This is a genomic window from Frigoribacterium sp. Leaf8 (assembly GCF_001421165.1).
Classification (GTDB): Bacteria; Actinomycetota; Actinomycetes; order Actinomycetales; family Microbacteriaceae; genus Frigoribacterium.
Genome location: NZ_LMKB01000005.1, coordinates 534,333 through 557,466 on the forward strand (window position 1 = coordinate 534,333; position 23,134 = coordinate 557,466).

The window sequence follows — 23,134 nt, forward strand, 5'->3', positions numbered from 1 at the left end:
CGGGAGAACCCGGTCAGCGCACCGCCGTCGTGGCCCGGTCGCGGCCGGTGAGGTCGGGATGCGTGGCCGGGGAGCGCCAACCGTCGGCCGTCAGGAGGTCGCGGATGGCGCCTCCTTGGAGCTCGCCGTGCTCGATGACGAGCGCTCCGCCCGGGCGCAGCAGCCGCCGGGCCGTGAGGGACAGTGCGCGGACCAGGTCGAGGCCGTCCTCACCGCCGTAGAGGGCGAGCGCAGGATCGTGGAGTCTCACCTCGGGGTCGCGCGGGACCATGCCGACGGGCACGTACGGCGGGTTCGACACCACGACCGAGACCGTGCCGTCGAGTTCGGGCAGGGCGTCGGCGAGGTCGCCCTCGACGAGGCGCACGTTGTCGACCCCCACCGCGTCGATGTTGCGACGGGTCCAGACGGCCGCCTCGGGAGACAGCTCGACGGCGACGACCGTGGCCGTCGGCACCTCGGAGGCCATCGCCAGGGCCAGGGCGCCGCTCCCGGTCCCGAGGTCGACGGCGACGGGTGACGCGTCCGCCACGGAGCGCAGGGCGTCGATCGCCAACTGGGCGACGCCTTCGGTCTCGGGTCGCGGGACGAAGACACCCGGCCCCACGCGCAACTCGAGGTGGCGGAACGACGCCCGCCCCGTGATGTGCTGCAGGGGCTCGCGGGAGGCGCGGCGCGTGATCGCGGCGACCAGCGCCTCCTGCTCGTTCGGTGTCAACGACGCGGCCGTGACGGCCCTCGCCCGCACGGCTCCCCTGGTCAGGCCCGTGACGTGGCCGAGCAGGAGTTCGGCGTCGACGTCGGGCGACGGTACCCCGGCGTCTACGAGGACGGTCGACGCGACCCGGAGGGCCACGTCGACCGTCGTCACGCCGTCGAAGGCCGTGGCGATCGCATCGGTCACGACGCGGTGTCACCGATCTCGGCGAGACGTGCCTCTTCGTCGGCCTGGATGCACGACTCGACGACCGCGTCGAGCGCACCGTCCATGACGGCGTCGAGGTTGTACGCCTTGTAGCCGGTGCGGTGGTCGGCGATGCGGTTCTCGGGGAAGTTGTAGGTGCGGATGCGTTCCGACCGGTCCATGCCCCGGATCTGGCTCTTGCGGGCGTCCGACGCGATGGCCGCCTGCTCTTCTTGCTGACGGGCGAGGATACGGGCCCGCAGGACGCGCATGCCCGCCTCGCGGTTCTGCAGCTGGCTCTTCTCGTTCTGCATCGCGACCACGATGCCCGTGGGCAGGTGGGTGATGCGGACGGCGGAGTCGGTCGTGTTGACCGACTGGCCGCCGGGGCCGCTCGACCGGTAGACGTCGATCTTGAGGTCGTTCTGGTTGATGTCGACCTCTTCGGGCTCGTCGACCTCGGGGAACACGAGCACGCCCGTGGTCGAGGTGTGGATTCGGCCCTGCGACTCGGTCGCCGGCACCCGCTGCACGCGGTGGACGCCACCCTCGTACTTGAGGTGCGCCCAGACGCCCTGCGAGGGGTCGGACGCGTTCGACTTGAGCGCGACCTGCACGTTCTTGTAGCCACCGAGGTCGGAGTCGTCGCTCGCGATCATCTCGGACTTCCAGCCCTTCGACTCGGCGTAGTGCAGGTACATGCGCAGCAGGTCGGCCGCGAACAGGGCGCTCTCGGCCCCGCCCTCGCCGCCCTTGATCTCCATGATGACGTCGCGCCCGTCGTCCGGGTCGCGCGGGATCAGGAGGCGCCGCAAGCGCTCCTGGGACTCGTCGAGCGCCTGCTCGAGGACGGGCACCTCGTCGGCGAACGCCTCGTCCTCCTTCGCGAGTTCGCGCGCGGCCTCGAGGTCTTCAGCCGCCTGCTGCCACGTCGAGTGAGCAGCCACGATGCGGCTGAGCTCGGCGTAGCGGCGGTTGATCTTCTTGGCGCGTGCGGCGTCGGCGTGGACCGCCGGATCGCTGAGCTGCGTCTGCAGGTCGTCGTGCTCGGCCAGCAGCACGGCCACCGACTCGAACACGCTCAGTGCTCCTTGTGGCCGGAGTCGTGTCCGTTCGACGCGGGGACCGACTTCTGGACCTGGACGAGGAACTCGACGTTCGACTGCGTCTCGCGCAGGTTGCGCAGGACGATCTCGAGGGCCTGCTGCTGGTCGAGCCCGGCCAGGGCGCGGCGCAGACGCCAGGTGATCTTGACCTCGTCGGGGCTGAGCAGCATCTCTTCACGTCGCGTGCCCGAGGCGTTGACGTCGACCGCGGGGAAGATGCGCTTGTCGGCCAGGTGGCGCGACAGGCGGAGCTCCATGTTGCCGGTGCCCTTGAACTCCTCGAAGATGACCTCGTCCATCTTCGAACCGGTCTCGACGAGCGCGGTCGCGAGGATGGTGAGCGAGCCACCGTTCTCGATGTTGCGCGCGGCACCGAAGAAGCGCTTGGGCGGGTACAGGGCCGACGAGTCGACGCCACCCGAGAGGATGCGGCCCGACGCGGGTGCGGCCAGGTTGTACGCACGGCCGAGACGCGTGATCGAGTCGAGCAGCACGACGACGTCGTGGCCCAGCTCGACGAGGCGCTTGGCGCGCTCGATGGCCAGCTCGGCGACGGTGGTGTGGTCCTCCGCCGGACGGTCGAACGTCGAGGCGATGACCTCGCCCTTGACCGTCCGCTGCATGTCGGTGACCTCTTCGGGGCGCTCGTCGACGAGCACGACCATGAGGTGGACCTCGGGGTTGTTGATCGCGATGGCGTTGGCGATCGACTGCAGCACCAGCGTCTTGCCCGCCTTCGGCGGCGAGACGATGAGACCACGCTGACCCTTGCCGATCGGCGACACGAGGTCGATGATGCGGGTCGAGAGCTTCTGGGGCTCGGTCTCGAGACGGAGGCGCTCCTGCGGGTAGAGCGGGGTCAGCTTGCTGAACTCGACGCGCTTGGCGGCCTCGTCGACGGGCTGACCGTTGATCGAGTCGATCCTGACGATCGCGTTGTACTTCTGGCGCCCCTGGCCCTGGTCGCCCTCGCGGGGCTGACGGATGGCACCGACGACCGCGTCGCCCTTGCGCAGGTGGTACTTCTTGACCTGACCGAGCGAGACGTAGACGTCGCTGGCACCGGGCAGGTAGCCCGTGGTGCGCACGAAGGCGTAGTTCTCGAGCACGTCGAGGATGCCCGCGACGGGGATGAGGACGTCGTCCTCGCCGATCTCGGGCTCGACGTCGTCGTTCTGCGCCCCACGACCGCGCTTGCGGTCCCTCTGACGACCACGGCCCTGTCGGCCGCCCTCGTCGTTCTGACCGCCGGACTGGGGGCCGTTGCCGGACTGCTCGCCGCGGGCGGCGTCGTTCTTCTCGCCGGCTTCGCGCTGGGCCTGCTGCTCGGCCCTCTGGTCCGCGCGCTGCTGGTCGCCGCGCTGCTGGCCGTTCTGGGGGGCATCGGCCTTCTGGCCACCGTTCTGCGGAGCGTCGGCCTTCTGGCCACCGTTCTGCTGGTTGCCGTTCTGCTGGCCACCGTTCTGGTCGGCCTGGGTCTGCTGCTGACCGCCCTTGCCGCGGTTGCGGTTGCGGCTCCGGCGGCCCCCACCCTGCTGGCCACCGTTCTGCTGGTCGCCGCCCTGCTGGTCGGACTGGCCCTGCTGGTCGGACTGGCCTTGCTGGTCGGACTGGCCCTGGTCGGACTGGCCCTGCGCTTCGGAACCGGCCCCGTCGGAGGGCGCGGACGGGGAGGTCTCGAGGGAAGCCGAGCCGTCGGCGGCCGGGGACTCGACCGACGCACCGGGCTGCGCCGCGTCGGCGGCGACGGACGCGTCGGAGGCGCGGCGCGAGCCGCGACGACGCGACGGGCGCTCGGAGGCGGCCTTCTCGGTCGGAGCCTGCTCGGTCGAACCCTGCTCGGCGTCGGCGACCTTGACGGCCACGGCCTCGGTGGCGGGCACCTCGACGAGAGGAGTGACACCGATCTCGCCGGCGTTGACGTGGGCGCCGGCGGCCCGGGACTCGGGAGCCCCGGCGGCCGACGTGGCGCGGCGCGAGCCCCGGCGGGCACGGGTCGGTGCCTCGGTCGGCTCGGTGGGCTCGGTGCCCGTCTCGACGACGGGGGCCTCGGCACCCTCGGCGACGGCGGTCTCGACGGAGGCCTGGACACCGGCGTCGACGACTCCGTCGAGCGTCGGCTGGGGCGCGACCTCGGCGGCCGCCCCCTCGCCCTGCTTCGCCGCGATGGCGGCCACGAGGTCGCCCTTGCGCAGCTTGGAGATGCCGCTGATGCCCAGCGACGAGGCGAGGGCCTGCAGCTGGGGCAGGCGCATGGCGGTGAGTTCGGGCGTGGACGGCGCAGCGGCGCCGTTCTGTACGTCAGTCACGAGTGATGGGTTCCTTTCGCTCCCCCGCGTTGATCGGCGGGGCAGAGCTGGTCACACCTCGTGGACTCTCACCTGCACTGAACGGGTTCGCCCCGAGGGGGCGACCCTGTGCCGGCTCTGCCCTGAACGAGCAGCTGCCCGGGATGAGCAGGAGGCCTGGGAGGTGCGGTGCGCGCCGACCGGATCGGCAGACGAACACTGCTAGATGTGCACTACGGGATGTGCGACCCGGGGACTCGAAGACTTGTGACCCCACGCGGTAATCCCCGCGAAGAACTGCGGGGACGATGCTAGATGCCCAGGAAATCTGAGTTTTCTACCGGGTGCGGCACCACTGTAGCACCTTTGAGATCGACGGCCAGCATCAACGGACGCCACGCCGAGACGGCGTGTTCGCGCACCAGTTCGGCGGCGAACAAGCGCTGTGCCGGGTCGCTGCCGAGGACCAGGAGGGAGGGGCCGGCCCCCGACACGACGGCCGCGAGACCGGCGTCGCGGAGCATGCGGATGAGGGCGTCGGTCTCGGGCATGGCACTGGCGCGATAGCTCTGGTGCAGGCGGTCCTCGGTCGCCGCGAGCAACAACTCTGGACTCTGCACGAGGGCCGCCACCAGCAGAGCGGACCGCGACACGTTGAACGTGGCGTCCTCGTGCGGAACGGAGGCGGGCTGCAGGCTCCGCGCCAGCTTCGTCGAGAGCGTCGATTCGGGCACGAACACGACGGGCGACACGCCTCGGTGCACGAGCAGTCGCTTGTGGGACGGACCGTGCGAGTTCATCCAGGCGATCGTGAGGCCGCCGAACAGCGCGGGTGCCACGTTGTCGGGGTGACCCTCCATCTCGGTCGCCAGGGCGAGCAGAGCCGCGGAGTCGAGTTCGACCGTGCCCTCGAGCAGTCCCTTGGCGGCCATGATGCCCGAGACGATCGCGGCTGCGGACGACCCGAGTCCCCGGCCGTGCGGGATCGCGTTGCGGGCCCGGAGCCGCAGCCCCGGCAGAGGGACGTCGACCGACGCGAAGGCCGCGGCGACGGCCTGGACGACGAGGTTCGAGCCGTCGGTGGGCACCTGACCGGCCCCGACGCCCGTGACCTCGACCGAGACCCCGGGCTCACGGGTCGCCGTGACCTCGAGCTCGTCGTAGAGCGACAGCGCGAGCCCCAGCGTGTCGAAGCCGGGACCGAGGTTGGCCGAGGTCGCGGGGACCTTGACCAGCACCGAACGCCCGACGACCCCGGGGGTCATGCAGAGGCCGGCGCGAGACCGAGCACCTCGGCCACCCGGGCCGTGTCGCTCGCGACCACGGTCGGTTGCACGTCGCTGCCGTCGGCGCGCCGCAGGGCCCATTGGGGGTCCTTCAGTCCGTGGCCCGTGACGGTGAGCACGACGGTGGCCCCGGCGGGGATGACCCCGGCGTCCGCCCGCTCGAGCAGACCCGCCACGCTGATGGCCGACGCGGGCTCGACGAAGATGCCGACCTCGGCCGAGAGGATCTTCTGCGCGGCGAGGATCGCTTCGTCGGTGATGGCCCCGAACCAGCCGTCGGTCAGGTCGCGCGCCTCGAGGGCGAGCTGCCACGAGGCGGGGTTGCCGATGCGGATCGCGCTGGCGATGGTCTCGGGAGCCTTGACCACCTCACCGGCGACGATCGGCGCCGAGCCGGCGGCCTGGAACCCGAACATGCGCGGCAGCTTGGTGGCGCGGCCGATCTCGAGGTCTTCACGGTAGCCGCGCGTGTAGGCCGTGTAGTTGCCGGCGTTGCCGACCGGGATGAAGTGGAAGTCGGGGGCGTCGCCGAGCACGTCGACGACCTCGAACGCCCCGGTCTTCTGGCCCTCGATGCGGTCGTTGTTGACCGAGTTGACGAGGTGCACCGGGTAGTTGGCGGCGAGGTCGCGTGCGATGTCGAGGCAGTCGTCGAAGTTGCCCTGGATCTGCAGCAGCTGACCGTCGTGCGCGACGGCCTGGCTCAGCTTGCCCATGGCGATCTTGCCCTCGGGGACGAGCACGGCGGCCGTGATGCCGGCGTGGGCGGCGTAGGCGGCGGCCGAGGCGGACGTGTTGCCGGTCGACGCACAGATGACGGCCTTGGCTCCGTGCTCGACGGCCTTCGAGATCGCCATCGTCATGCCGCGGTCCTTGAAGGAACCGGTCGGGTTCATGCCCTCGTACTTGACGTAGACCTTCGCGCCCGTGCGGTTCGACAGGGCCGGAGCCGGGATGAGCGGCGTTCCGCCCTCGCCGAGGGTGACGATCGGGGTGGCGTCGGTGACGTCGAGACGGTCGGCGTATTCGCGCAGGACACCCTGCCACTGGTGGGCCATCAGGCTCCTTCGACTCTCAGCACGCTCGTGACGGAGTTCACGACCGTGGCGTTCTTCAGGGCGGTCACCGTGGCGGCGAGGTCGGACTCGCGCGCCCGGTGGGTGCCGATGATCAGCGTAGCGGTGGCCACGGCGTCGCCCTCGCCCGTGACGCCCGGCGTCGCGCCCGACGTCTGTTCGACGTTGTGGACGCTCACGCCGTGGTCGCTGAGCACCCCGGCGACCTCGGCGAGGACCCCCGGCTGGTCCGCCACGTCGAGCGTGATCTGGTACCGCGTGGACACGCGACCGATCGGCAGGACGGGCAGGTTCGCGTGGGTGGACTCGGCGACGCCGGGACCGCCGATGACGTGGCGTCGGGCGGCCGAGACGAGGTCGCCCAGCACGGCGGACGCCGTCTCGACTCCCCCGGCGCCGGCGCCGTAGAACATGAGGTCTCCGGCCGACTCGGCCTCGACGAAGACGGCGTTCTTCGCACCGTGCACGGCCGCGAGCGGGTGGCTCAGCGGGACGAGCGCCGGGTAGACGCGTGCGCTGACGCCCTCGACGCCGTCGTCGTCGACCAGGCGCTCGCAGATCGCCAGGATCTTCACGACGTACCCGGCCTTGCGAGCCGCGACCACCTGGTCGTGCGTGACGGACGTGATGCCTTCGCGGTGCACGGCGGAGAGGGGCACGGCCGTGTGGAAGGCGAGGCCGGCCAGGATGGCCGCCTTCTGCGCCGCGTCGTAGCCCTCGATGTCGGCCGTGGGGTCCGCCTCGGCGTAGCCCAGGGCCGTGGCCGTCGCCAGGGCGTCCTCGAGGCTCGAGCCGTCGGTGTCCATGCGGTCGAGGATGAAGTTCGTCGTGCCGTTGACGATGCCCATGATGCGTTGGACGCGGTCGCCGGCGAGGCTGTCGCGCAACGGGCGGATGATCGGGATGGCACCGGCCACGGCGGCCTCGTAGTACACCTGCGCGCCCACCTGCTCGGCGGCGTCGAACAGCTCGGGACCGTGGCTCGCGAGCAGGGCCTTGTTGCCCGTGATGACGTCGGCCCCCGAGTTGAGCGCCTGCAGCACGTAGCTGCGGGCCGGCTCGAGTCCGCCGATCAACTCGACGACGATGTCGGCGCCGACGATCAGCGACTCGACGTCGGTCGTGAACAGCTCGCGCGGCAGGTCGACGTCGCGCGGCGCGTCGACGTCGCGCACCCCGATGCCGACCAGCTCGAGCCCGGCACCTGCGCGCCCGGCGAAGTCGTCGCCCTGCTCGAGCAGCAACCGCGCCACCTGCGACCCCACGGAGCCGGCGCCCAGCAGGGCGACCCTCACGTTGCGGTATTCGATCATGTCAGTCCGTTCTCGGGTGCTTCGTCGGCGGGGTGCGGTGCTCGCACGAGGTGAGGAGGCGCGGATCGCTCAGTCGAGGCCGGCGTCGCGGGCCAGCAGGTCGGCTTCGCTCTCGCCCCGCACGATCACGCGTGCCCGGCCGTCGCGCACGGCCACGACGGGCGGACGCCCGACGTGGTTGTAGTTGCTGGCGAGGCTGTGGCAGTAGGCCCCGGTGGCGGGCACCGCGAGCAGGTCGCCGGGGACGACGTCGCCGGGGAGGTAGTCGGCGAGCACGACGACGTCGCCGCTCTCGCAGTGCTTTCCGGCGACCCGCACGAGGGCGGGCGGGGCCGAGGAGGTGCGGTTCGCGATGCGCACGGAGTAGTCCGCCGCGTAGAGGGCCGTCCTCGCGTTGTCGCTCATCCCGCCGTCGACGCTGACGTAGCGGCGCACCGCGTTGCCCTCGTCGATCGCGACCGAGACGTCCTTGATCGTGCCGACCTCGTAGAGCGTCGTGCCGGCCGGGCCGACGATGACGCGTCCGGGCTCGACCGCGAGGAGCGGCACGTCGACGCCGAGGCGGAGGCACTCCGCCTGGACGATGTCGGCCAGGGCGACGGCGAGGTCGTCGAGGGGACGAGCGTCGTCGGCGCTCGTGTACGCGATGCCGAAGCCCCCGCCGAGGTTGAGTTCGGGGACCGGGCCGGACGCCAGCAGGTCGGCGTGCACGGCGAGCAGGCGGCGGGCGGCCTCCGCGAAGCCGTCCGAGCCGAAGATCTGCGAGCCGATGTGCGAGTGCAGGCCGACGAACTCGAGCGACGGCTGCCGGCGGATCCAGTCGACGATGTCGGCGGTCTCGGAGAGCGGGACGCCGAACTTCTGGTCTTCGCGGGCGGTGGCGAGGTACTCGTGCGTGGAGGCGTGGACCCCCGAGTTGACCCGCAGACGCACCCGCTGGACGCGTCCGTGCCGTTCGGCCGCCGCGGCGACCCGTCCGACCTCGGCGGCGTTGTCGAGCACGACGGTGCCGATGCCGGCCTCGACCGTGCGGTCGATCTCGGCGAGCGACTTGTTGTTGCCGTGGAACCCCATGCGGGCGGGGTCGACCCCGGCGGCCCGGGCCACGGCGAACTCGCCGCCGGTGCAGACGTCGACGGCCATGCCCGCCTCGGCCACCCAGCGGGCGACCTCGGCGGAGAGGAACGCCTTGGCGGCGTAGTAGACCGTCGCCGTCGTTCCGATGCGGGCCGCCTCGCGCTCGAACGAGCGGACGGCCTCGACCGCGCGGGCACGGGCGTCGTCCTCGTCGAGGACGTACAGCGGCGTGCCGTACGACGCCACGAGGTCGGAGACGGTGACGCCGCCGAGCACGAGTTCGCCGTCGGAGGACCGCTGGGCCGTGGCCGACCAGACGGCCGGGTCGAGGGCGTCGGCATCGGTCGGCTCGTGGAGCCAGGCGGGGGCCAGGGGGTTCGGGGACACGCGGACCTCGGGGGTTCGAAGGACGGGGAACGACATCAGAGCCTACCGACCGCCGAGGTGCGTGACGGCCAGGGTCGGGGCGACCTCGTCGCCACACCGGAGGTCAGGAGCAGGACCCCTTGGTGCCGATGCCGCTCGACGAGATCGGCAGGCCCGGCGACGTGACGTCGAGGGTCGCCGCCGACGGCGTGACGTCCACGGCGGTGAGGGTGGTGCCCTGGGGCAGGTACTGCGCGGCGCACACGTCGAAGGCGTAGCCGCCGATGAAGGGGGCGAGGTCGAGCGACACCGACGTGTCCCGCAGCGACGCCGTGGTCGGGGTGAGCGAGATGACCCGGCCCTCGCTCGTGATCGAGGGGGTCGCGACGACGTCCACGGGGACGACCGTGTTCACCAGCGGGATCGTGAAGTCGCGGGCGTAGGTGACCTGTCCTTCGCCGAAGGAGATCGCTCCTCCGCTCTCCTGCACGGCCGCGAGCCCGTTGACGGTCGCCGCGTCGGCGGTGACCGTGCCGGTGATGGCCCCGGTCGATCCGCTCAGGTCGGTCGGCACGTCGCGGACGTCGAAGTCGAACGACAGGCCATCCGAGGACCCGGCGGACGAGATGGTGGCCTGGTCGATGGTGCCCTGCACCAGCTGCCAGAGCATCGAGAAGCCGCCGATCTGCACGTCGACGGGACCGGCCGCGTCGCCGAGTTGCTGCGAGATCTGCTTCTCGGCCTGGTCCTCGGCGACCGTCCGCACGACGAGGTCGGCGACCACGGCCAGGATCCCCAGCACGACCACGATCCCGAGCAGGACGAAGACGACGATGCCGAAGCCCCGGCCTCGGCGACGGGCGACGGGCTTGGCCTCGAAGAAGTCGGAGTCGATGTCGCTCATCGGGCCATCTTGTCAGCCGGGTGGCGAGGGACGCTCACGCCGCGCCTCCTGCGGTCGAGACCGAGGAGGCGCGGCGCGCGAGGTCACATGCGGTCGGGTGCCGAGACGCCCAGCAGTCCGAGGCCGTTGCGGATGACCTGGCCCGCCGCGTCGTTGAGCCACAGACGGGTGCGGTGCAGGTCGGTGACCTCGTCGTCGCCGAGCGGTGTGACGCGGCACGTGTCGTACCAGCGGTGGTAGGTGCCGGCGAGTTCTTCGACGTAGCGGGCGACGCGGTGCGGCTCGCGCAACTCGGCGGCCTGGACGACGACGCGGGGCAGCTCGGACAGGGCGCCGAGCAGGGCGCTCTCGGTCTCGTGCGTGAGCAGCGACGCGTCGAACGCGTCCCGCGTCACGCCGGCCGCCTCGGCGTTGCGCCCGACCGCACGGGTGCGCGCGTGGGCGTACTGGACGTAGAAGACGGGGTTGTCGTTGCTGCGCTTCGTGAGCAGGTCGAGGTCGATGTCGATCGAGCTGTTCACCGGGCTGCGGACCAGCGAGTACCTGCCGGCGTCGACGCCGACGGCGTCCACGAGGTCCTCCATCGTGACGACGGTGCCCGCACGCTTGGACATGCGCATCGGTTCGCCGTCGCGCAGCAGGTTGACCATCTGGCCGATGAGGATCTCGAGGTTGACGCCCGGCTCGTCGCCGAACGCCGCGCACATCGCCATCATTCGACCGACGTAGCCGTGGTGGTCGGCGCCGAGCATGATGAGGTTGCGTTCGAAGCCACGTTCGCGCTTGTCGAGGTAGTAGGCCAGGTCGCCGGCGATGTAGGCGGCCTCGCCGTCGCTCTTGACGATGACGCGGTCGCGGTCGTCGCCGAAGTCGGTGGTGCGCAGCCAGGTGGCGCCCTCGGACTCGTAGATGTGCCCGAGCTCGCGGAGCCGGGCGATGGCGCGCTCGACGGCCTGGGATTCGTGCAGCTCGTTCTCGTGGAAGTACACGTCGAAGTCGACGCCGAAGTCGTGCAGGGACGACTTGATGTCGGCGAACATGAAGTCGACGCCGGCGGCGCGGAAGACCTCTTGCGCCTCGTCACGCGGCAGGGCGGCGGCGTCGACGCCGGTCGAGGCCACGACTCGCTCGACGATGTCGCCGATGTACTGCCCGCCGTAGCCGTCGTCGGGGGTGGGTTCGCCGAGCGCGCTGGCCAGGAGGCTGCGGGCGAAACGGTCGATCTGCCCACCGTGGTCGTTGAAGTAGTACTCGCGGGTGACGAGCGCGCCCTGCGCCTGGAACACGCGGGCGAGGCTGTCGCCGACCGCTGCCCAGCGCACGCCGCCGAGGTGGATCGGGCCGGTGGGGTTCGCCGAGACGAACTCGAGGTCGATGGTGACGCCTCGGTAGTAGTCGCCGCGACCGTAGGACTCGCCCTGCTCGACGATCGAGCGCGCGAGGAGGCCCGCGGCCGCGGCGTCGAGGCGGATGTTGATGAACCCGGGGCCCGCGACGTCGACGTCGGCGACGCCGTCGACCTCGGCCAGGTCGGCCGCGATGTCGGTGGCGAGCTCACGGGGGTTCGTGCCGACGCGCTTGGCGAACTTCATGGCCACGTTCGACGCCCAGTCGCCGTGCTCGCGGTTCTTCGGACGCTCGAGCGCCACGTCGCCCTCGGTCACCGCCACGTCGAGGGTGCCTCGGCGTTCGAGGACGCCCTGGACGACGGCGAGCAGGGACGTGGAGAGTTCGGCGGGAGTCACGAGGGTCGATCTTACCGGGAGGCACGGAGACGACGGCGAGCCCGCCGTCGGTGATGATGGAGGGATGAGCCCCGCCTCGACCCGCTCCCCCGTCGTCCTGCGCACCCTCGTCGTGACGGGTGCCCTCGCCCTGACGCTGACCGCCTGCACGGCACCGTCGCAGGCCGCGCCGAGCGCGACCCCGACCTCGGTCGAGGAGTCGCCCTCCACCCCCGTCGCCACGCCGACGGCGGCGGCCACGCCCGAGCTCGTGAGCACGCCTTTCGACGTCGACTGCGGCGAGCTGCTCGATCCCGGCTCGCTCGCGGCCTGGTACCCGGGGATGACGGCCGTCGCCGACGACGAGGCGAGCGGCGACGCGAGCCGCGACGGCGAGGCCCTGCAGCAGGTCGCCGACGCGGACGGCACGACGTGCACGTGGCAGGACTCCAGCGGCGCCACCGTCACGGTCGGTGTCGCGCACTTCGACGCGGACAGCCTCGACGAGCTGGCCAACGACCTCGTCGCGACCAGCAACTCGGTGCCGACCTTCGGCGTCGAGGGCTACTTCGACACCCCCGGTGAGATCGGCACGGCCGAGGCGTTCTCGTCGCCGGCGTTCGTCGTCGCCCGTTCGACGACCTTCCTCGAGCCCGGCGACGCGGAGCCGGTCGTGTCGGCCGTGCTGTCCGCACTGAGTCAGGTCGACTGAGACCGAGGGCGAGAGGCGGGCTCGGGTGAGGGGCGCGGCCTAGGCGACCAGCGCCTCCTGGTCCGTTCGCGAGGCGGCGGACGCGGCGAGGCGACCCACCTCGACGGAGGCGGCCAGGGACGCCAACAGTGCCTCGAGTTGGCCGACCGGAGCTCCTCTGTCTTCGGGGTGCCACTGCACGCCGACGACCGGGGCCGAGTCGTGCTCGACGGCCTCGACGGTGCCGTCGGAGGCGCGGCCGACGACGCACAGGCCCTGGCCCAGGCGGCCGACGGCCTGGTGGTGCGCGCTCTGGACGACGGGCTCGGTGCCCAGGGCCCGCGCGAGGCGACTACCGGGCTCGAGCCCGACGGCGTGCGGGTGCATGAGCTGGTCGACCGGCGCGTCGGGGGTGCGGTGCACCCCGTCGTGGTCGTCCAGGTGTTGCACGAGGTCTCCGCCGAGGGCGACGTTGATCAGCTGGTGGCCGCGGCAGATACCCAGCAGCGGAGTGCGGCGGGCGACGGCGCGGCGCACGACGGCGAGCTGGGCCTCGTCGGCCACGGGGTCGTGGCGACCCTCCCCCGGGTAGCCGGTCGCGCCTCCGTAGAGACGGGGAGAGAGGTCCTCGCCACCGAGGATGACGATCGCATCGGCGTCGGCGGTCACGCGCAGCAGCTCGTCGGTGCCGAGGTCGCCCGCGGCGAAGCGCGTCGCCTGCCAGCCCGCGGCCTCGGCGGTCGCGCGGACACGGGAGTTCATGTCGTCGACGTAGGCGTGGTACTCGGGGGCGTGCGGCCGGTGCCGGGTGACCTCGACCACGGCGAGACGCATCGAGGCGACGGCGGGGTCGCTCGGGCGGGTCGACGGGGCGGCGTACGAGGTCATGCCTCCATGCTGCCGTCGCGACGGGCGCCCTGCCAGGTGCGTGTCGTCGCGTTACGCCGCTGCGGCGGCAGCGGTCGCGCCGCCGGCTCCCTCAGGGGTGGTCAGGGCCACAAGGAGGCGCGGGTCCAGCCGTCGCCGTCGCGGTCGTACCGCAGGCGCACCTGGTCGCGGCCCGTGGTGGCCTGCCAGAACTCGATCGACGTCGGGTCGACCCGCCAGGCCGTCCAGTCGTCGGGGACGAAGGTGTCGTCGGACTCGATCGTGGCCTTGGCCTCGGCGAGGCGACGCCGCGTCTCGGCCTCGTCGGTGATCGGGCTGCTCTGCGGCTGCGTCATCGCGACGGCGCGCGAGTCGGGGTGGCGAGCGGTGAAGTCCTTCTCGCTGACGTCGCGCGGACCGGGCGTCGCCCGGCCGAGCACGCGGACCTGGCGGCCCTGCTCGCGCCAGTACAGGGTGAGCGCCACCCGGGGGTTCTCGGCGATCTGCCGTCCCTTCGGACTGATCGACGAGGTCGCGAACCAGAGCGCACCGTCGTCGACGTCCTTGAGGAGCAGGGTGCGGGCCGTGACGTCGCCGTCGGACGACGAGGTCGAGATCACCATGGCGTGCGGCTGGGCGACGTCCTGGTCGACGGCCTCGACGAGCCACGCGACGAACTGGTCGACCGCGTCGTCGGCCACGTCGTCGACGTCGAAGGTGGGCAACTCGGGGTGGAAGACCTTGGCGGAGCGGAGACGCTCGCGCAGCGTCGGCCCCTCGGGGTCGGTGCGGTCGGAACGGGTGCCGGAGTCGGCTCGGTCGGTGCGGGTGTCGTCGGTCACTCCCCCACGATGCACCTCCCGCGGCGGGGCCGTCCCAGCCCGGACCGATTCGCTGCTAACCTGGACGACGTTCCCGGGCCCCCATAGCTCAGGGGATAGAGCACTGCCCTCCGGAGGCAGGGGCGGCAGTTCGAATCTGCCTGGGGGCACCACTTGTTCTCTCGATGCGACGGCCTTCCGATGCCGCGGTCGAACGGAGCCGGCAGGTCAGTCGGACTGCTGGCGGCGGGCGCGGTCGGCGTCGTCGCGGTCGAGCTCGCGACGCAGGACGCGTTCGGGGACGGCGACGTGCTCGGCGGCCTCGCGCATGCTCGCTCCCCCGGCCCGCAGCTGACGGGCCGCGTCGAGGCGGCGTCTCGAGACGGGGGGCTTCGGGGTCTGCGCCACCCGCGCCTCCTGCCGTTTGCGGGTCTCGGCACGGTGCAGCTCACCGCCGACCTGCTCGTCGAAGCGGGCCAGGGCGGCGGTGACGCGGAAGAAGAAGCGGCCGTAGGCGTTGAGCTCGTCGATCTGCTCGTCGATCGAGCGGAAGGCGACGCCCAGGGCGTCGAGGGTCGCCATCACCCCCACCAGCTCAGCCACCGAGCGGCCGATCCGGTCGACGTTCGTCACGACGAAGACGTCGCCTTCCCGCAGGCTGCCGATCGCCTTGGCGAACTCGGGGCGGGACTGCCTGGTGCCGGTGGCGTGGTCCACGAAGACCCGTTCGCACCCGCCCGCCCGCAGGCGCTCCGCCTGGCGATCCGACGACGGGTCGTCTCGCGAGATGCGGGCGTACCCGACGACGGTCACGGTGGGCCTTCCGGCGAGGCGAGGGTGGACAGAGAGGTGAGGCCCCGCCGACGGCGAGGCCTCGAGGACGTCCGCCCGGAGGCGTGCGTCAGTGGTGGGTCGGACTCAACTGTAGGTGAGCGCGATCACCGCGACGTCGAGCGTGCGATACGAACCCTCACGCCGGACGGCGGTGCGGACGCGCCCCCGCAACACCTCGAACAACCCGTCGGACTCGTGCACGAACCCGATCACCCCGGCGGTCGGCGTCGACACGCGGTGGAATCCGTCACCCAGGGGGACGACCTCCGCTCGGGACGTGCGCTCCAAGACAGCACCCATGATGTCTCCTTCTTCGTTCTCCGGCCCTCGTACCGGGCCGTCATCGCAGCGTACCCCGCATGTGGGGTACAAGTCCCCGTGGAGTTGTCAGACTGGTCCTCTGACTCGTTCCTCGGACAGGCGCGAGGCCTCGCCGTCCGATCAGGCCGGCGGAGCCTCGGGCAGGGCCCCACGACGCCGCCGGCGACCGGCCGCGATCGTGACGCCGACGCTCGCCGCCGTGACGCAGGCGAGGGCGACGACCTCGCGCACCCCGAGTGCCTCGCCGAGCACGACGAGGCCGGCCAGGGCAGCCACCGCCGGCCCCAGGCTCGACAGGACGCCGAACACGCGCGTCGGCAGCCTCCGCAGCGCCACCGACTCGAGCGCGTACGGGATCGCGGAGGTGAGGGCGGCCACCACGAGGAAGACGAGCAGGAGGCGCGGGTCGGCCCGGACGGCCACCGTCGCGTCGTGCGCCCCGAACGGGACGACCACGAGGGCGGCGACCAGCATCGCGGTCGCGAGGGCTCCCATCGGGTCACGACCTCGCCCCAGAGCGGCGTTCGCGAGGATGTAGCAGGCCCAGAACGCCCCGGCGCCGAGGGCGAGCAGCACGCCGACGACGGGGATCGCCCCGGTCGAGTCGGAGCCGAGCAACACGACCCCGGCGAGGGCGAGCAGGGCCCAGGCCGCGTCCCACCAGCGTCTCGTCTGCACGAGTGCCACGACCAGCGGACCGAGGAACTCGAGGGTGACCGCGACCCCGAGCGGCACGACGTCGATCGCGAGGTAGATGAGCGAGTTCATCCCGGCGAGGGCGAGGCCCAGCAGGACCACGCCCAGCCACGTTCGGCGGGGCCACCGCCAGGGGCGCGGTCGGAAGACGAGCACCAGGAGCGTCGCGCCGAAGGCGAGGCGCAGGCTGGCGGCGCCCAGCGGTCCCAGGGCCTCGAAATGCGTCTTGGCGAGGGCGGCCCCGAACTGCACCGAGACGATCGCCGCGACGGCGAGCAGGGGCGACGGCACACGGCCGAGGGGGCTGGGGTTCACGGGGCTCCGGGTTCGTCACGGGGTGCGCGGCGGCACAGTACGATCGTGGCATGAGCGACGCCTTCTCCGTCATCTCGCCGGTGGTGGAGCTCTTCGGCTGGTTCGGGTTCATCGTCGGCACGCCCTTCCTCCTGGCCGGGTGGGTGCTCCGGCGCCGCGCGACCCGCCTCGAGAGCACCGTCGGCGTGGTCATCCCGCCGCCCGACTGGGCCCGTGCCGCCACCGCCCGATGGATGGACGTCGACGGGCAGCTGCACGAGACGCAGTTCGGCGACGTCCCGGTGACGACGCCGCTCGAGACCGAGCTCACCGTGCACTACGACCCCGACCGACCCCACCGGGCCCGCGTCCACCCCCCGCACGACGACGGACGGGCTCCCCGCACCGTGGGGGTCGTGCTCTACGCCGTCGGGGCGGTCTGCGCCGTCGCGTCGGTGGGCCTGCTCTTCGTCTCCTGACCCGTCCGGCGGCCGGTTCGACGTCACCTCCTGAGCGTGCACGGCACCCCGGGCGGTCTGACGGGGGCCGTCGATAGACTCCCCCGCAACGAGCGAGGGGAGCGTCGTGAGCACGAGATCCACGACCGGCCGACGACCGACGAGACGAACGGTGGCCGCCGTCGCCGCGGCGGTCCTGGCCGTGGTCGGCACGATCGCCTTCGGTGCGGTCCCGGCCCAGGCCGTCGAACCGGTCGAGTTCTCGGGCGCCTACGTGGTCGACCAGGCCGACGTGCTGTCGAGCGCGGACGAGGCCGAGGTGACCGACGCACTCGACCGGCTCGCGACCGACACCGGCGTCAACCTCTTCGTCGTCTACGTCGACTCCTTCTCCTCGCCTTCCGACCGCACGGCCTGGGGCGAGGCGACGGCGTCCCTGAACCAACTGGGTGCGAACGACGTGCTGCTCTCGGTGGCGGTCGACGACCAGTTCTACGACCTCTCGGCCGACACGTCCGTGATCTCGGAATCGGACCGGCAGGCGCTGCAGACCGACGTCGTCATGCCCGAGCTGCGTGACGGCGACTGGGCCGGTGCCGCCGTCGCCCTGGCCGACGGCATCCGCAGCGACGAGGCCGGGCCCGACCTCAGCTGGGTGCTCTGGGCGCTGCTCGTGCTGGTCCTCGTCGCGGCAGCCGTCGCCGTCGTCGTCGTGGTCCGCCGGGCACGACGTCGACGCAGCGAGTCCGACGCGCAGGAGGCCCGCCAGGACGAACTCGACAAGCGTGCCGCACGGGTGCTGGTCGCCCTCGACGACGAGTTGACCGCAGGCGCACACGAGGTCGGTTTCGCGGCGGCACAGTTCGGGGACGACGCGGCCCGGCCGTTCGCCGAGGCGCTCGACGCGGCCCGGGTGCACGCCCGCGAGGCGTTCGCCCTGCAGCAGAAGTTGGACGACTCCGTCCCCGACTCCCCCGAACAACGCCTCGAGTGGACCACCCGCATCATCGAGTTGTGCGAGGCGGCCGACGCGTCGCTCGCCGAGCAGTCCGCCGCGTTCGACGAGCTGCGTGAGGCCGAGGGGCGGGCGCCGAGCGACGTGGCGGCCCTCCCCGGCGAGGTCGCGACCCGACGAGCCCGGCTCGCCTCGGCCCGCACCCTCATCGGCGAGCTGACCACGATCTACTCGGCGCGGGCGGTCGCGTCGATCGACCAGAACGACGACCAGGCCGACCGTCTGCTCGAGTTCGCCGACGAGAGGGCCGGTACGGCGGCGACCGCGCTGGCGTCGTCCTCCACGTCGGAGGCCGTCATCGCCGTCCGAGAGGCCCGTCAGGCCCTGGCGCAGGTCGACCAGCTGCTCAGCGCGGTCGACGGGGCCGCCGAGTCGCTGCGGACGGCGGGCAGCACCATCTCGGCCATGACCCTCGACCTGCGGCAGGACATCGCGACGGCCGAGGGGCTGCCCGACGGTTCGGCCCCGCAGGGCGTCGACGTCGCCGGCTCCGTCTCGGCTGCACGGGCCTCCATCGCGCTGGCCGAGACGACGACCGACGACCCGCTCGCCGTCGTCGCCTCGCTCGGTGCTGCCAACGACCGCATCGACCAGGTGCTGGCGGCCGTGCGCGACGACTCCGAGAAGCAGCGCCGGGCCCAGGCGGCCCTCGACCAGGCGCTGCTGACCGCGCGGAGTCAGATCAGCGCCACCCGCGACTTCATCGAGACCCGTCGCGGCGGCATCGGCCCGCAGCCGCGCACCCGGTTGTCCGAGGCCGAACGTCACCTGGCCACCGCGGTGTCGCTCGCGACGTCCGACCGCGACGCCGCCCTGTTCGAGGCCCACCAGGCCGTCCAGTTGTCGCAGGCCGCAGCCGCCGGTGCCGAGGCCGAGGTCTCGTCCTACCAGCAGGCGAGCCCGTTCGGCGGCGGAGTCGGCACGCGGGGGTCGGCCGGGGCCGATCTCGGCGGCATCGTCACCGGCATGCTGCTCGGTGGACTCTTCAGCGGGGGTGGCGGCGGCTTCGGCGGTGGCGGCGGAGGCTTCGGCGGGGGTGGCGGCGGCTTCGGTGGGGGCGGTGGCTTCGGCGGCGGGGGTGGCGGCGGAGGCGGCCGCAGCTCGGGCGGCGGACGGTTCTAGGGTCCGCCCGTCACGGTCCACGCCCCGTTCCTCCCCATCCCCCCACCACCCCGAGACAGCAGCACGACCGACAAGACGAGCACCACTCCACGGCACCACCTCTCGAAAGGACGCACCATGGCAAAGCAGTCGATCTTCGGACGCATCGCGCAACTGACCCGCGCGAACATCAACAGCCTGCTCGACCAGGCCGAGGACCCCAGCAAGATGCTGGACCAGATGGTCCGCGACTACACCAACAGCATCGCCGAGGCCGAGGAAGCCGTCGCGACCACCATCGGCAACCTGCGCCTCCTCGAGCAGGACCACGCCGAGGACGTCGCCGCCGCCGCGGACTGGGAGCGCAAGGCCCTCGCGGCGAGCAACAAGGCCGACGAGCTGCGCTCGTCGGGCAACACGGTCGACGCCGACAAGTTCGACGCTCTCGCTCGCGTGGCCCTCGGCAAGCAACTGCAAAGCGAGAAGGAGGCGAAGACGGCAGAGCCGCAGATCGCCTCCCAGACGGACGTCGTCGACAAGCTCAAGACGGGGCTGGGCGGCATGCGGTCCAAGCTCGACCAGCTCGCCGCCAAGCGCGACGAACTGAACGCGCGCTCGAAGACCGTCGAGGCCCAGACCAAGGTCGCCGACGCCGTCCAGAGCATCGACATCCTCGACCCGACGAGCGAGATCAGCCGCTTCGAGGACAAGGTCCGCCGCGAGGAGGCCAAGATGCTCGGTCGTCAAGAGCTCGCGGCCTCGAGCCTCGACGCCCAGTTCGAAGGCCTCGACGACCTCGGGGAGCAGACCGAGGTCGACGCCCGCCTCGCCGCCCTCAAGCTCGGCGCGCTCGACAAGTGAGCCAGCCGCCGCCCGTCACGCCTGCGCCGGTGGACGTCCCGCCGGTGCAGGCGCGCCGGGCGGCACCCCGCCTGATGGGCGTCGACGTCGCCCGCGGCCTCGCCGTGCTCGGCATGTTCGCCGCCCACATGTGGCCTCGGCCGCTGCTCGACGAGCGCGTCTTCGACGGGCGGTCGGCGATCCTCTTCGCGACCCTCGCCGGCGTCTCGCTCGGTCTGATGTCGGGAGGCGCCCGGCCGACGCCCCGTGGCGGTCGAGGGCGGGTCGTCGGCGGGATCGCCATCCGGGCGGGCCTGCTCGTCGTGCTGGGCCTCGCGTTGCAGGCCTGGAACCCGTACCTCCTGGTGATCCTGCCCTACTACGGCGTGATGTTCGTCCTGGCACTGGGTCTGCTCTTCGCCCCCCGGGCCGTACTGTTGGCGGCCGCCGCCCTGCTCGCCGTCGTGGCCCCGTGGCTGGCCTCGTCCGTCCCCGTCGACGCCTACGGCGACACCGCGGTGTCCGGCGCCGCCGGCCTGGCGACCCAGGCCCTGCTCGTCGGCGCCTACCCGGCGCTGGTCTGGACGCCCTTCCTGCTCGTCGGTCTCGTCGCGGCTCGTTCCGACCTGATCCGCACCCGGACCCAGGTCACGCTGATCGTCGCCGGGACGTCGGCCGCGATCGTGGGGTACGCGGCGCGCTTCCTGCCCGGCGCCTCCTCGATCCCCTGGTTCGACCCGGCCGACCACGAAGGCATGCCCGCCGAGATCGTCGGCTCGGGCGGCGTCGCCGCCGCCGTGCTCGGACTGCTCCTGCTCGCCACCACCCCGCGTCGTCCCCTGACGCCCGAGGGTCGGGGACGAGGAGGCGCGGCTGCGGTCGTCCGCACCGTCCTCCGACCCCTCGCGGCCACGGGCGCGCAACCGCTCACCGTCTACACGGCCCACGTGCTGATCACCGCGCCGCTGTTCACCGTGTACCGGCTGTCCGACCCGACGGCCGCCTACGGTCTGCCCCTGGGCCACCTGGTCGTCGCCGTCGTCCTCACGCTCGTCTACGCCACCCTCTGGCAACGGTACGTCGGGCGCGGGCCGCTGGAGCGCGCCGTCGGGGCGCTGAGTCGTCCCTGGGCCTGGAGCACGGGCCCCCGCCCGTGACAGACTGACGCCCGTGAGGTTCGTCGTGGTTCCACAGTGGCAGGGTTCTCCGTCGTCGCGCGCGATGCGGCTCGCCGAGGGTGCGTACGCCGTCCTCGGAGACCTGCCGTCGACGGCCACCACCCTGGTCGAGGTCCCGGTGGGTGCGGGCGACTCGCTCGGCACGCGGGTGCACCGGCTCTCGTCGGTGCTGACGATCGCCGAGTCGGTCGGACGCGAGCTGCGGACCGACGACGCCCCCGCGATCGTGGTGGGCGGCGACTGCGGCGTCGAGTTCGCGGCGGTCCGCCACGCGGTCACCCCCCGCACCGCCGTGGTCTGGTTCGACGCGCACCCCGACCTCCACAGCCCGCGCAGCAGCGAGAGCGGTGCCTTCAGCGGCATGGTGCTGCGGGCCCTGATCGGTGACGCCACCGAGGACCTCCCGACCATCGGCCCCGGTCCGACGCCCGAGCCGCTCGACCCCGCCCGGGTCGTGCTCGCCGGGGCTCGCAGCTACGACGACGCGGAAGACCGCTACATCGAGAGCCGCCACGTCCCCACGGTGTCGTCTCTGGACTTCGACCCGGCCGAGGTGGTCGCCGCCGTCGAGGCGTCCGGCGCCACCGAGGTGTACCTCCACGTCGACCTCGACGTGCTGGACCCGGGGGTGATCGAGGGCCTGCTCGACCCGCAGCCGTTCGGTCTCGAGCTCGGGGTGTTGATCGAGACGATCACGGCCCTGAAGGAGCGCTTCTCCCTGGTCGGCGCGGGCCTGTGCTCGTTCGCGCCGGTCGACGCCGCGGCCGCCTCCGACGACATGGGCCCGATCCTGCGCATCCTCGGAGCCCTGTCCCGATGAGCGCGGGCCCCCCGAGCGCCGCCCCGGCCGACCCCGCCACCTCCGCCGACGACCGTCCGCGCGTCACGGTGGAGCGAGACGGCCACGTGCTGCTCATCGGCCTCGACCGGCCCGAGAAGCGCAACGCGGCCGACCTGCGGATGCTGCGCGAACTGGCCCTGGCCTACGGCGAACTCGACCGCGACCCCGACCTGCGGGTGGGACTGCTCTTCGCCCACGGCGACCACTTCACCGCCGGACTCGACCTCGGCGACGTCGTGCCCGCGGTCACCGCGGAGGGCCTCGACGTGGTCCCCGAGGGTGGTCTCGATCCGTGGCAGGTCCACGGTCACCAGGTGGGCAAGCCCGTGGTCATGGCCGTGCAGGGCACCTGCCTGACCCTCGGGGTCGAGCTCGCCCTGGCGAGCGACGTCGTGGTGGCGAGCCGGGACGCCCGCTTCGGCCAGATCGAGGTGAGCCGCGCCATCCTCCCCTTCGGTGGCGCGACGATCCGCCTCCCCCGCCGGGTCGGCTGGGGCGACGCCATGCGGTACCTGCTGACCGGCGACCTCCTCGACGCCGAGGAGGCGCGGCGCATCGGACTCGTGCAGGACCTGGTGGACGTCGGGTCGGCATTCGACCACGCCCTCGACCTCGCCCGTCGCATCGCCGCCCAGGCACCCCTGGCCGTGCAGGCCACCCTGGCGAACGCCCGGCTCGCAGTGCGTGACGGCGACGCCGCGGCCGAGGCCCGCCTGCAGCCCGAGCTCGTGCGGCTGCTCGCCTCGGACGACGCCCGGATCGGGTTCGAGGCCTTCGTCTCGCGGACCGCCGCCGAGTTCACGGGACGCTGACCGCGCCTCCTCGGTCGTGGGCACACGAAAGAGCCCGCCCACCCCGAGGGGTGGACGGGCCCGAGAACGAGGCGGATCGGCCTACTTGAAGACGTCCTTGACGTCTTCGCCGACCTTCTTGGCGGAGGCACCGGCCTGGTCCTTCTGACCTTCGGCCTTCAGCTCGTCGTCGCCCTTGCGGTCGCCGAGAGCTTCTTTCGCCTTGCCGGCGATGTCCTGAGCGGCGTTCTTGATCTTGTCGTCGAGTCCCATGTGTGCCTCCTCGTAGGTTGACGCGCTCCCCCGCAACGATCGCGATGGTGCGCTGATGTGAGGGACGCT

22 protein-coding genes and 1 tRNA gene are annotated in these 23,134 nt (G+C 72.2%); 8 read left to right on the forward strand and 15 right to left on the reverse strand.

The annotated features are described in order from the left end of the window. Positions 1–13 precede the first annotated feature (13 nt). The 9 genes from prmC to argS all read right to left on the reverse strand — a co-directional run bounded on the left by prmC (position 14) and on the right by argS (position 12,065). Positions 14–871 (reverse strand): peptide chain release factor N(5)-glutamine methyltransferase, encoded by an 858-nt coding sequence (gene prmC, locus ASL10_RS07220; RefSeq protein ID WP_056047599.1) that lies wholly within the window; start codon positions 869–871, stop codon positions 14–16. Between the two features lie 29 nt (positions 872–900). After that, entirely contained in the window at positions 901–1,983 is a 1,083-nt protein-coding gene (prfA, locus tag ASL10_RS07225; protein ID WP_056045910.1) for a peptide chain release factor 1, read from the reverse strand. Between the two features lie 2 nt (positions 1,984–1,985). Beyond that, positions 1,986–4,319: a transcription termination factor Rho gene (rho, locus tag ASL10_RS07230; RefSeq protein WP_056045913.1), complete on the reverse strand. Its 2,334-nt coding sequence runs from the start codon at positions 4,317–4,319 to the stop codon at positions 1,986–1,988. 290 nt (positions 4,320–4,609) lie between these two features. Next, positions 4,610–5,563 carry a homoserine kinase gene (thrB, locus tag ASL10_RS07235; protein ID WP_056045917.1) on the reverse strand — a complete coding sequence of 318 codons (954 nt, stop codon included), beginning with the start codon at positions 5,561–5,563 and terminating at the stop codon, positions 4,610–4,612. Next, positions 5,560–6,642 carry a threonine synthase gene (gene thrC / locus ASL10_RS07240; RefSeq protein WP_056045920.1) on the reverse strand — a complete coding sequence of 361 codons (1,083 nt, stop codon included), beginning with the start codon at positions 6,640–6,642 and terminating at the stop codon, positions 5,560–5,562. The genes thrB and thrC overlap by 4 nt, the downstream gene beginning before the upstream one ends. Then, the gene (locus tag ASL10_RS07245; protein ID WP_056045923.1) at positions 6,642–7,973 is read right to left on the reverse strand and encodes a homoserine dehydrogenase; all 1,332 of its coding nucleotides are present in this window, start codon (positions 7,971–7,973) and stop codon (positions 6,642–6,644) included. Before ASL10_RS07245 ends, thrC begins: the two co-directional genes overlap by 1 nt. Before the next feature lie 69 nt (positions 7,974–8,042). Then, on the reverse strand, positions 8,043–9,473 hold the full coding sequence (gene lysA, locus ASL10_RS07250; RefSeq protein ID WP_056045926.1) for a diaminopimelate decarboxylase: 1,431 nt from the start codon (positions 9,471–9,473) through the stop codon (positions 8,043–8,045). Positions 9,474–9,540: 67 nt separating this feature from the next. Further along, positions 9,541–10,320, reverse strand: coding sequence for a DUF2993 domain-containing protein (locus ASL10_RS07255; protein ID WP_056045927.1), 780 nt, complete (start codon positions 10,318–10,320; stop codon positions 9,541–9,543). Between the two features lie 83 nt (positions 10,321–10,403). Then, entirely contained in the window at positions 10,404–12,065 is a 1,662-nt protein-coding gene (gene argS / locus ASL10_RS07260) for an arginine--tRNA ligase (protein WP_056045930.1), read from the reverse strand. Between the two features lie 64 nt (positions 12,066–12,129). Here argS and ASL10_RS07265 point away from each other — a divergent pair, with 64 nt between their 5' ends. Further along, entirely contained in the window at positions 12,130–12,756 is a 627-nt protein-coding gene (locus tag ASL10_RS07265; protein WP_056045933.1) for a hypothetical protein, read from the forward strand. 39 nt (positions 12,757–12,795) lie between these two features. On the opposite strand, the gene ASL10_RS07270 is transcribed toward ASL10_RS07265, so the two are convergent. Both ASL10_RS07270 and ASL10_RS07275 read right to left on the reverse strand, forming a co-directional pair. After that, positions 12,796–13,623 carry a gamma-glutamyl-gamma-aminobutyrate hydrolase family protein gene (locus ASL10_RS07270; protein ID WP_235452552.1) on the reverse strand — a complete coding sequence of 276 codons (828 nt, stop codon included), beginning with the start codon at positions 13,621–13,623 and terminating at the stop codon, positions 12,796–12,798. Positions 13,624–13,724: 101 nt separating this feature from the next. Beyond that, positions 13,725–14,444, reverse strand: coding sequence for a pyridoxal 5'-phosphate synthase (locus tag ASL10_RS07275; protein WP_056045936.1), 720 nt, complete (start codon positions 14,442–14,444; stop codon positions 13,725–13,727). 77 nt (positions 14,445–14,521) lie between these two features. Here ASL10_RS07275 and ASL10_RS07280 point away from each other — a divergent pair. After that, positions 14,522–14,596: transfer RNA gene (locus ASL10_RS07280), tRNA-Arg, on the forward strand. Positions 14,597–14,651: 55 nt separating this feature from the next. On the opposite strand, the gene ASL10_RS07285 is transcribed toward ASL10_RS07280, so the two are convergent. The 3 genes from ASL10_RS07285 to ASL10_RS07295 form a co-directional block, all read right to left on the reverse strand. Then, positions 14,652–15,236: a recombinase family protein gene (locus ASL10_RS07285; RefSeq protein WP_056045940.1), complete on the reverse strand. Its 585-nt coding sequence runs from the start codon at positions 15,234–15,236 to the stop codon at positions 14,652–14,654. 105 nt (positions 15,237–15,341) lie between these two features. Continuing rightward, the gene (locus tag ASL10_RS07290; protein ID WP_148053617.1) at positions 15,342–15,557 is read right to left on the reverse strand and encodes a hypothetical protein; all 216 of its coding nucleotides are present in this window, start codon (positions 15,555–15,557) and stop codon (positions 15,342–15,344) included. Positions 15,558–15,698: 141 nt separating this feature from the next. Beyond that, positions 15,699–16,589 carry a DMT family transporter gene (locus ASL10_RS07295; RefSeq protein WP_056045943.1) on the reverse strand — a complete coding sequence of 297 codons (891 nt, stop codon included), beginning with the start codon at positions 16,587–16,589 and terminating at the stop codon, positions 15,699–15,701. Positions 16,590–16,639: 50 nt separating this feature from the next. Here ASL10_RS07295 and ASL10_RS07300 point away from each other — a divergent pair, with 50 nt between their 5' ends. From ASL10_RS07300 to ASL10_RS07325, 6 genes are all read left to right on the forward strand, one after another. Then, positions 16,640–17,047 (forward strand): hypothetical protein, encoded by a 408-nt coding sequence (locus ASL10_RS07300; RefSeq protein ID WP_043596924.1) that lies wholly within the window; start codon positions 16,640–16,642, stop codon positions 17,045–17,047. Positions 17,048–17,153: 106 nt separating this feature from the next. Next, a complete protein-coding gene (locus ASL10_RS16340; RefSeq protein WP_082460261.1) occupies positions 17,154–19,163 on the forward strand; it encodes a TPM domain-containing protein in 2,010 nt (669 codons plus the stop codon). Between the two features lie 117 nt (positions 19,164–19,280). Then, on the forward strand, positions 19,281–20,003 hold the full coding sequence (locus ASL10_RS07310) for a PspA/IM30 family protein (RefSeq protein ID WP_056045949.1): 723 nt from the start codon (positions 19,281–19,283) through the stop codon (positions 20,001–20,003). A 29-nt stretch (positions 20,004–20,032) separates the two neighbouring features. Then, entirely contained in the window at positions 20,033–21,139 is a 1,107-nt protein-coding gene (locus tag ASL10_RS07315) for a DUF418 domain-containing protein (protein ID WP_056045952.1), read from the forward strand. Between the two features lie 13 nt (positions 21,140–21,152). Continuing rightward, positions 21,153–21,980: an arginase family protein gene (locus ASL10_RS07320; RefSeq protein ID WP_369794378.1), complete on the forward strand. Its 828-nt coding sequence runs from the start codon at positions 21,153–21,155 to the stop codon at positions 21,978–21,980. Further along, the gene (locus ASL10_RS07325) at positions 21,977–22,813 is read left to right on the forward strand and encodes a crotonase/enoyl-CoA hydratase family protein (protein ID WP_056045960.1); all 837 of its coding nucleotides are present in this window, start codon (positions 21,977–21,979) and stop codon (positions 22,811–22,813) included. The genes ASL10_RS07320 and ASL10_RS07325 overlap by 4 nt, the downstream gene beginning before the upstream one ends. 81 nt (positions 22,814–22,894) lie before the next feature. Here the strand turns inward: ASL10_RS07325 and ASL10_RS07330 are convergent, their stop codons facing one another. Continuing rightward, a complete protein-coding gene (locus tag ASL10_RS07330) occupies positions 22,895–23,065 on the reverse strand; it encodes a CsbD family protein (RefSeq protein WP_043595102.1) in 171 nt (56 codons plus the stop codon). Positions 23,066–23,134 lie beyond the last annotated feature (69 nt).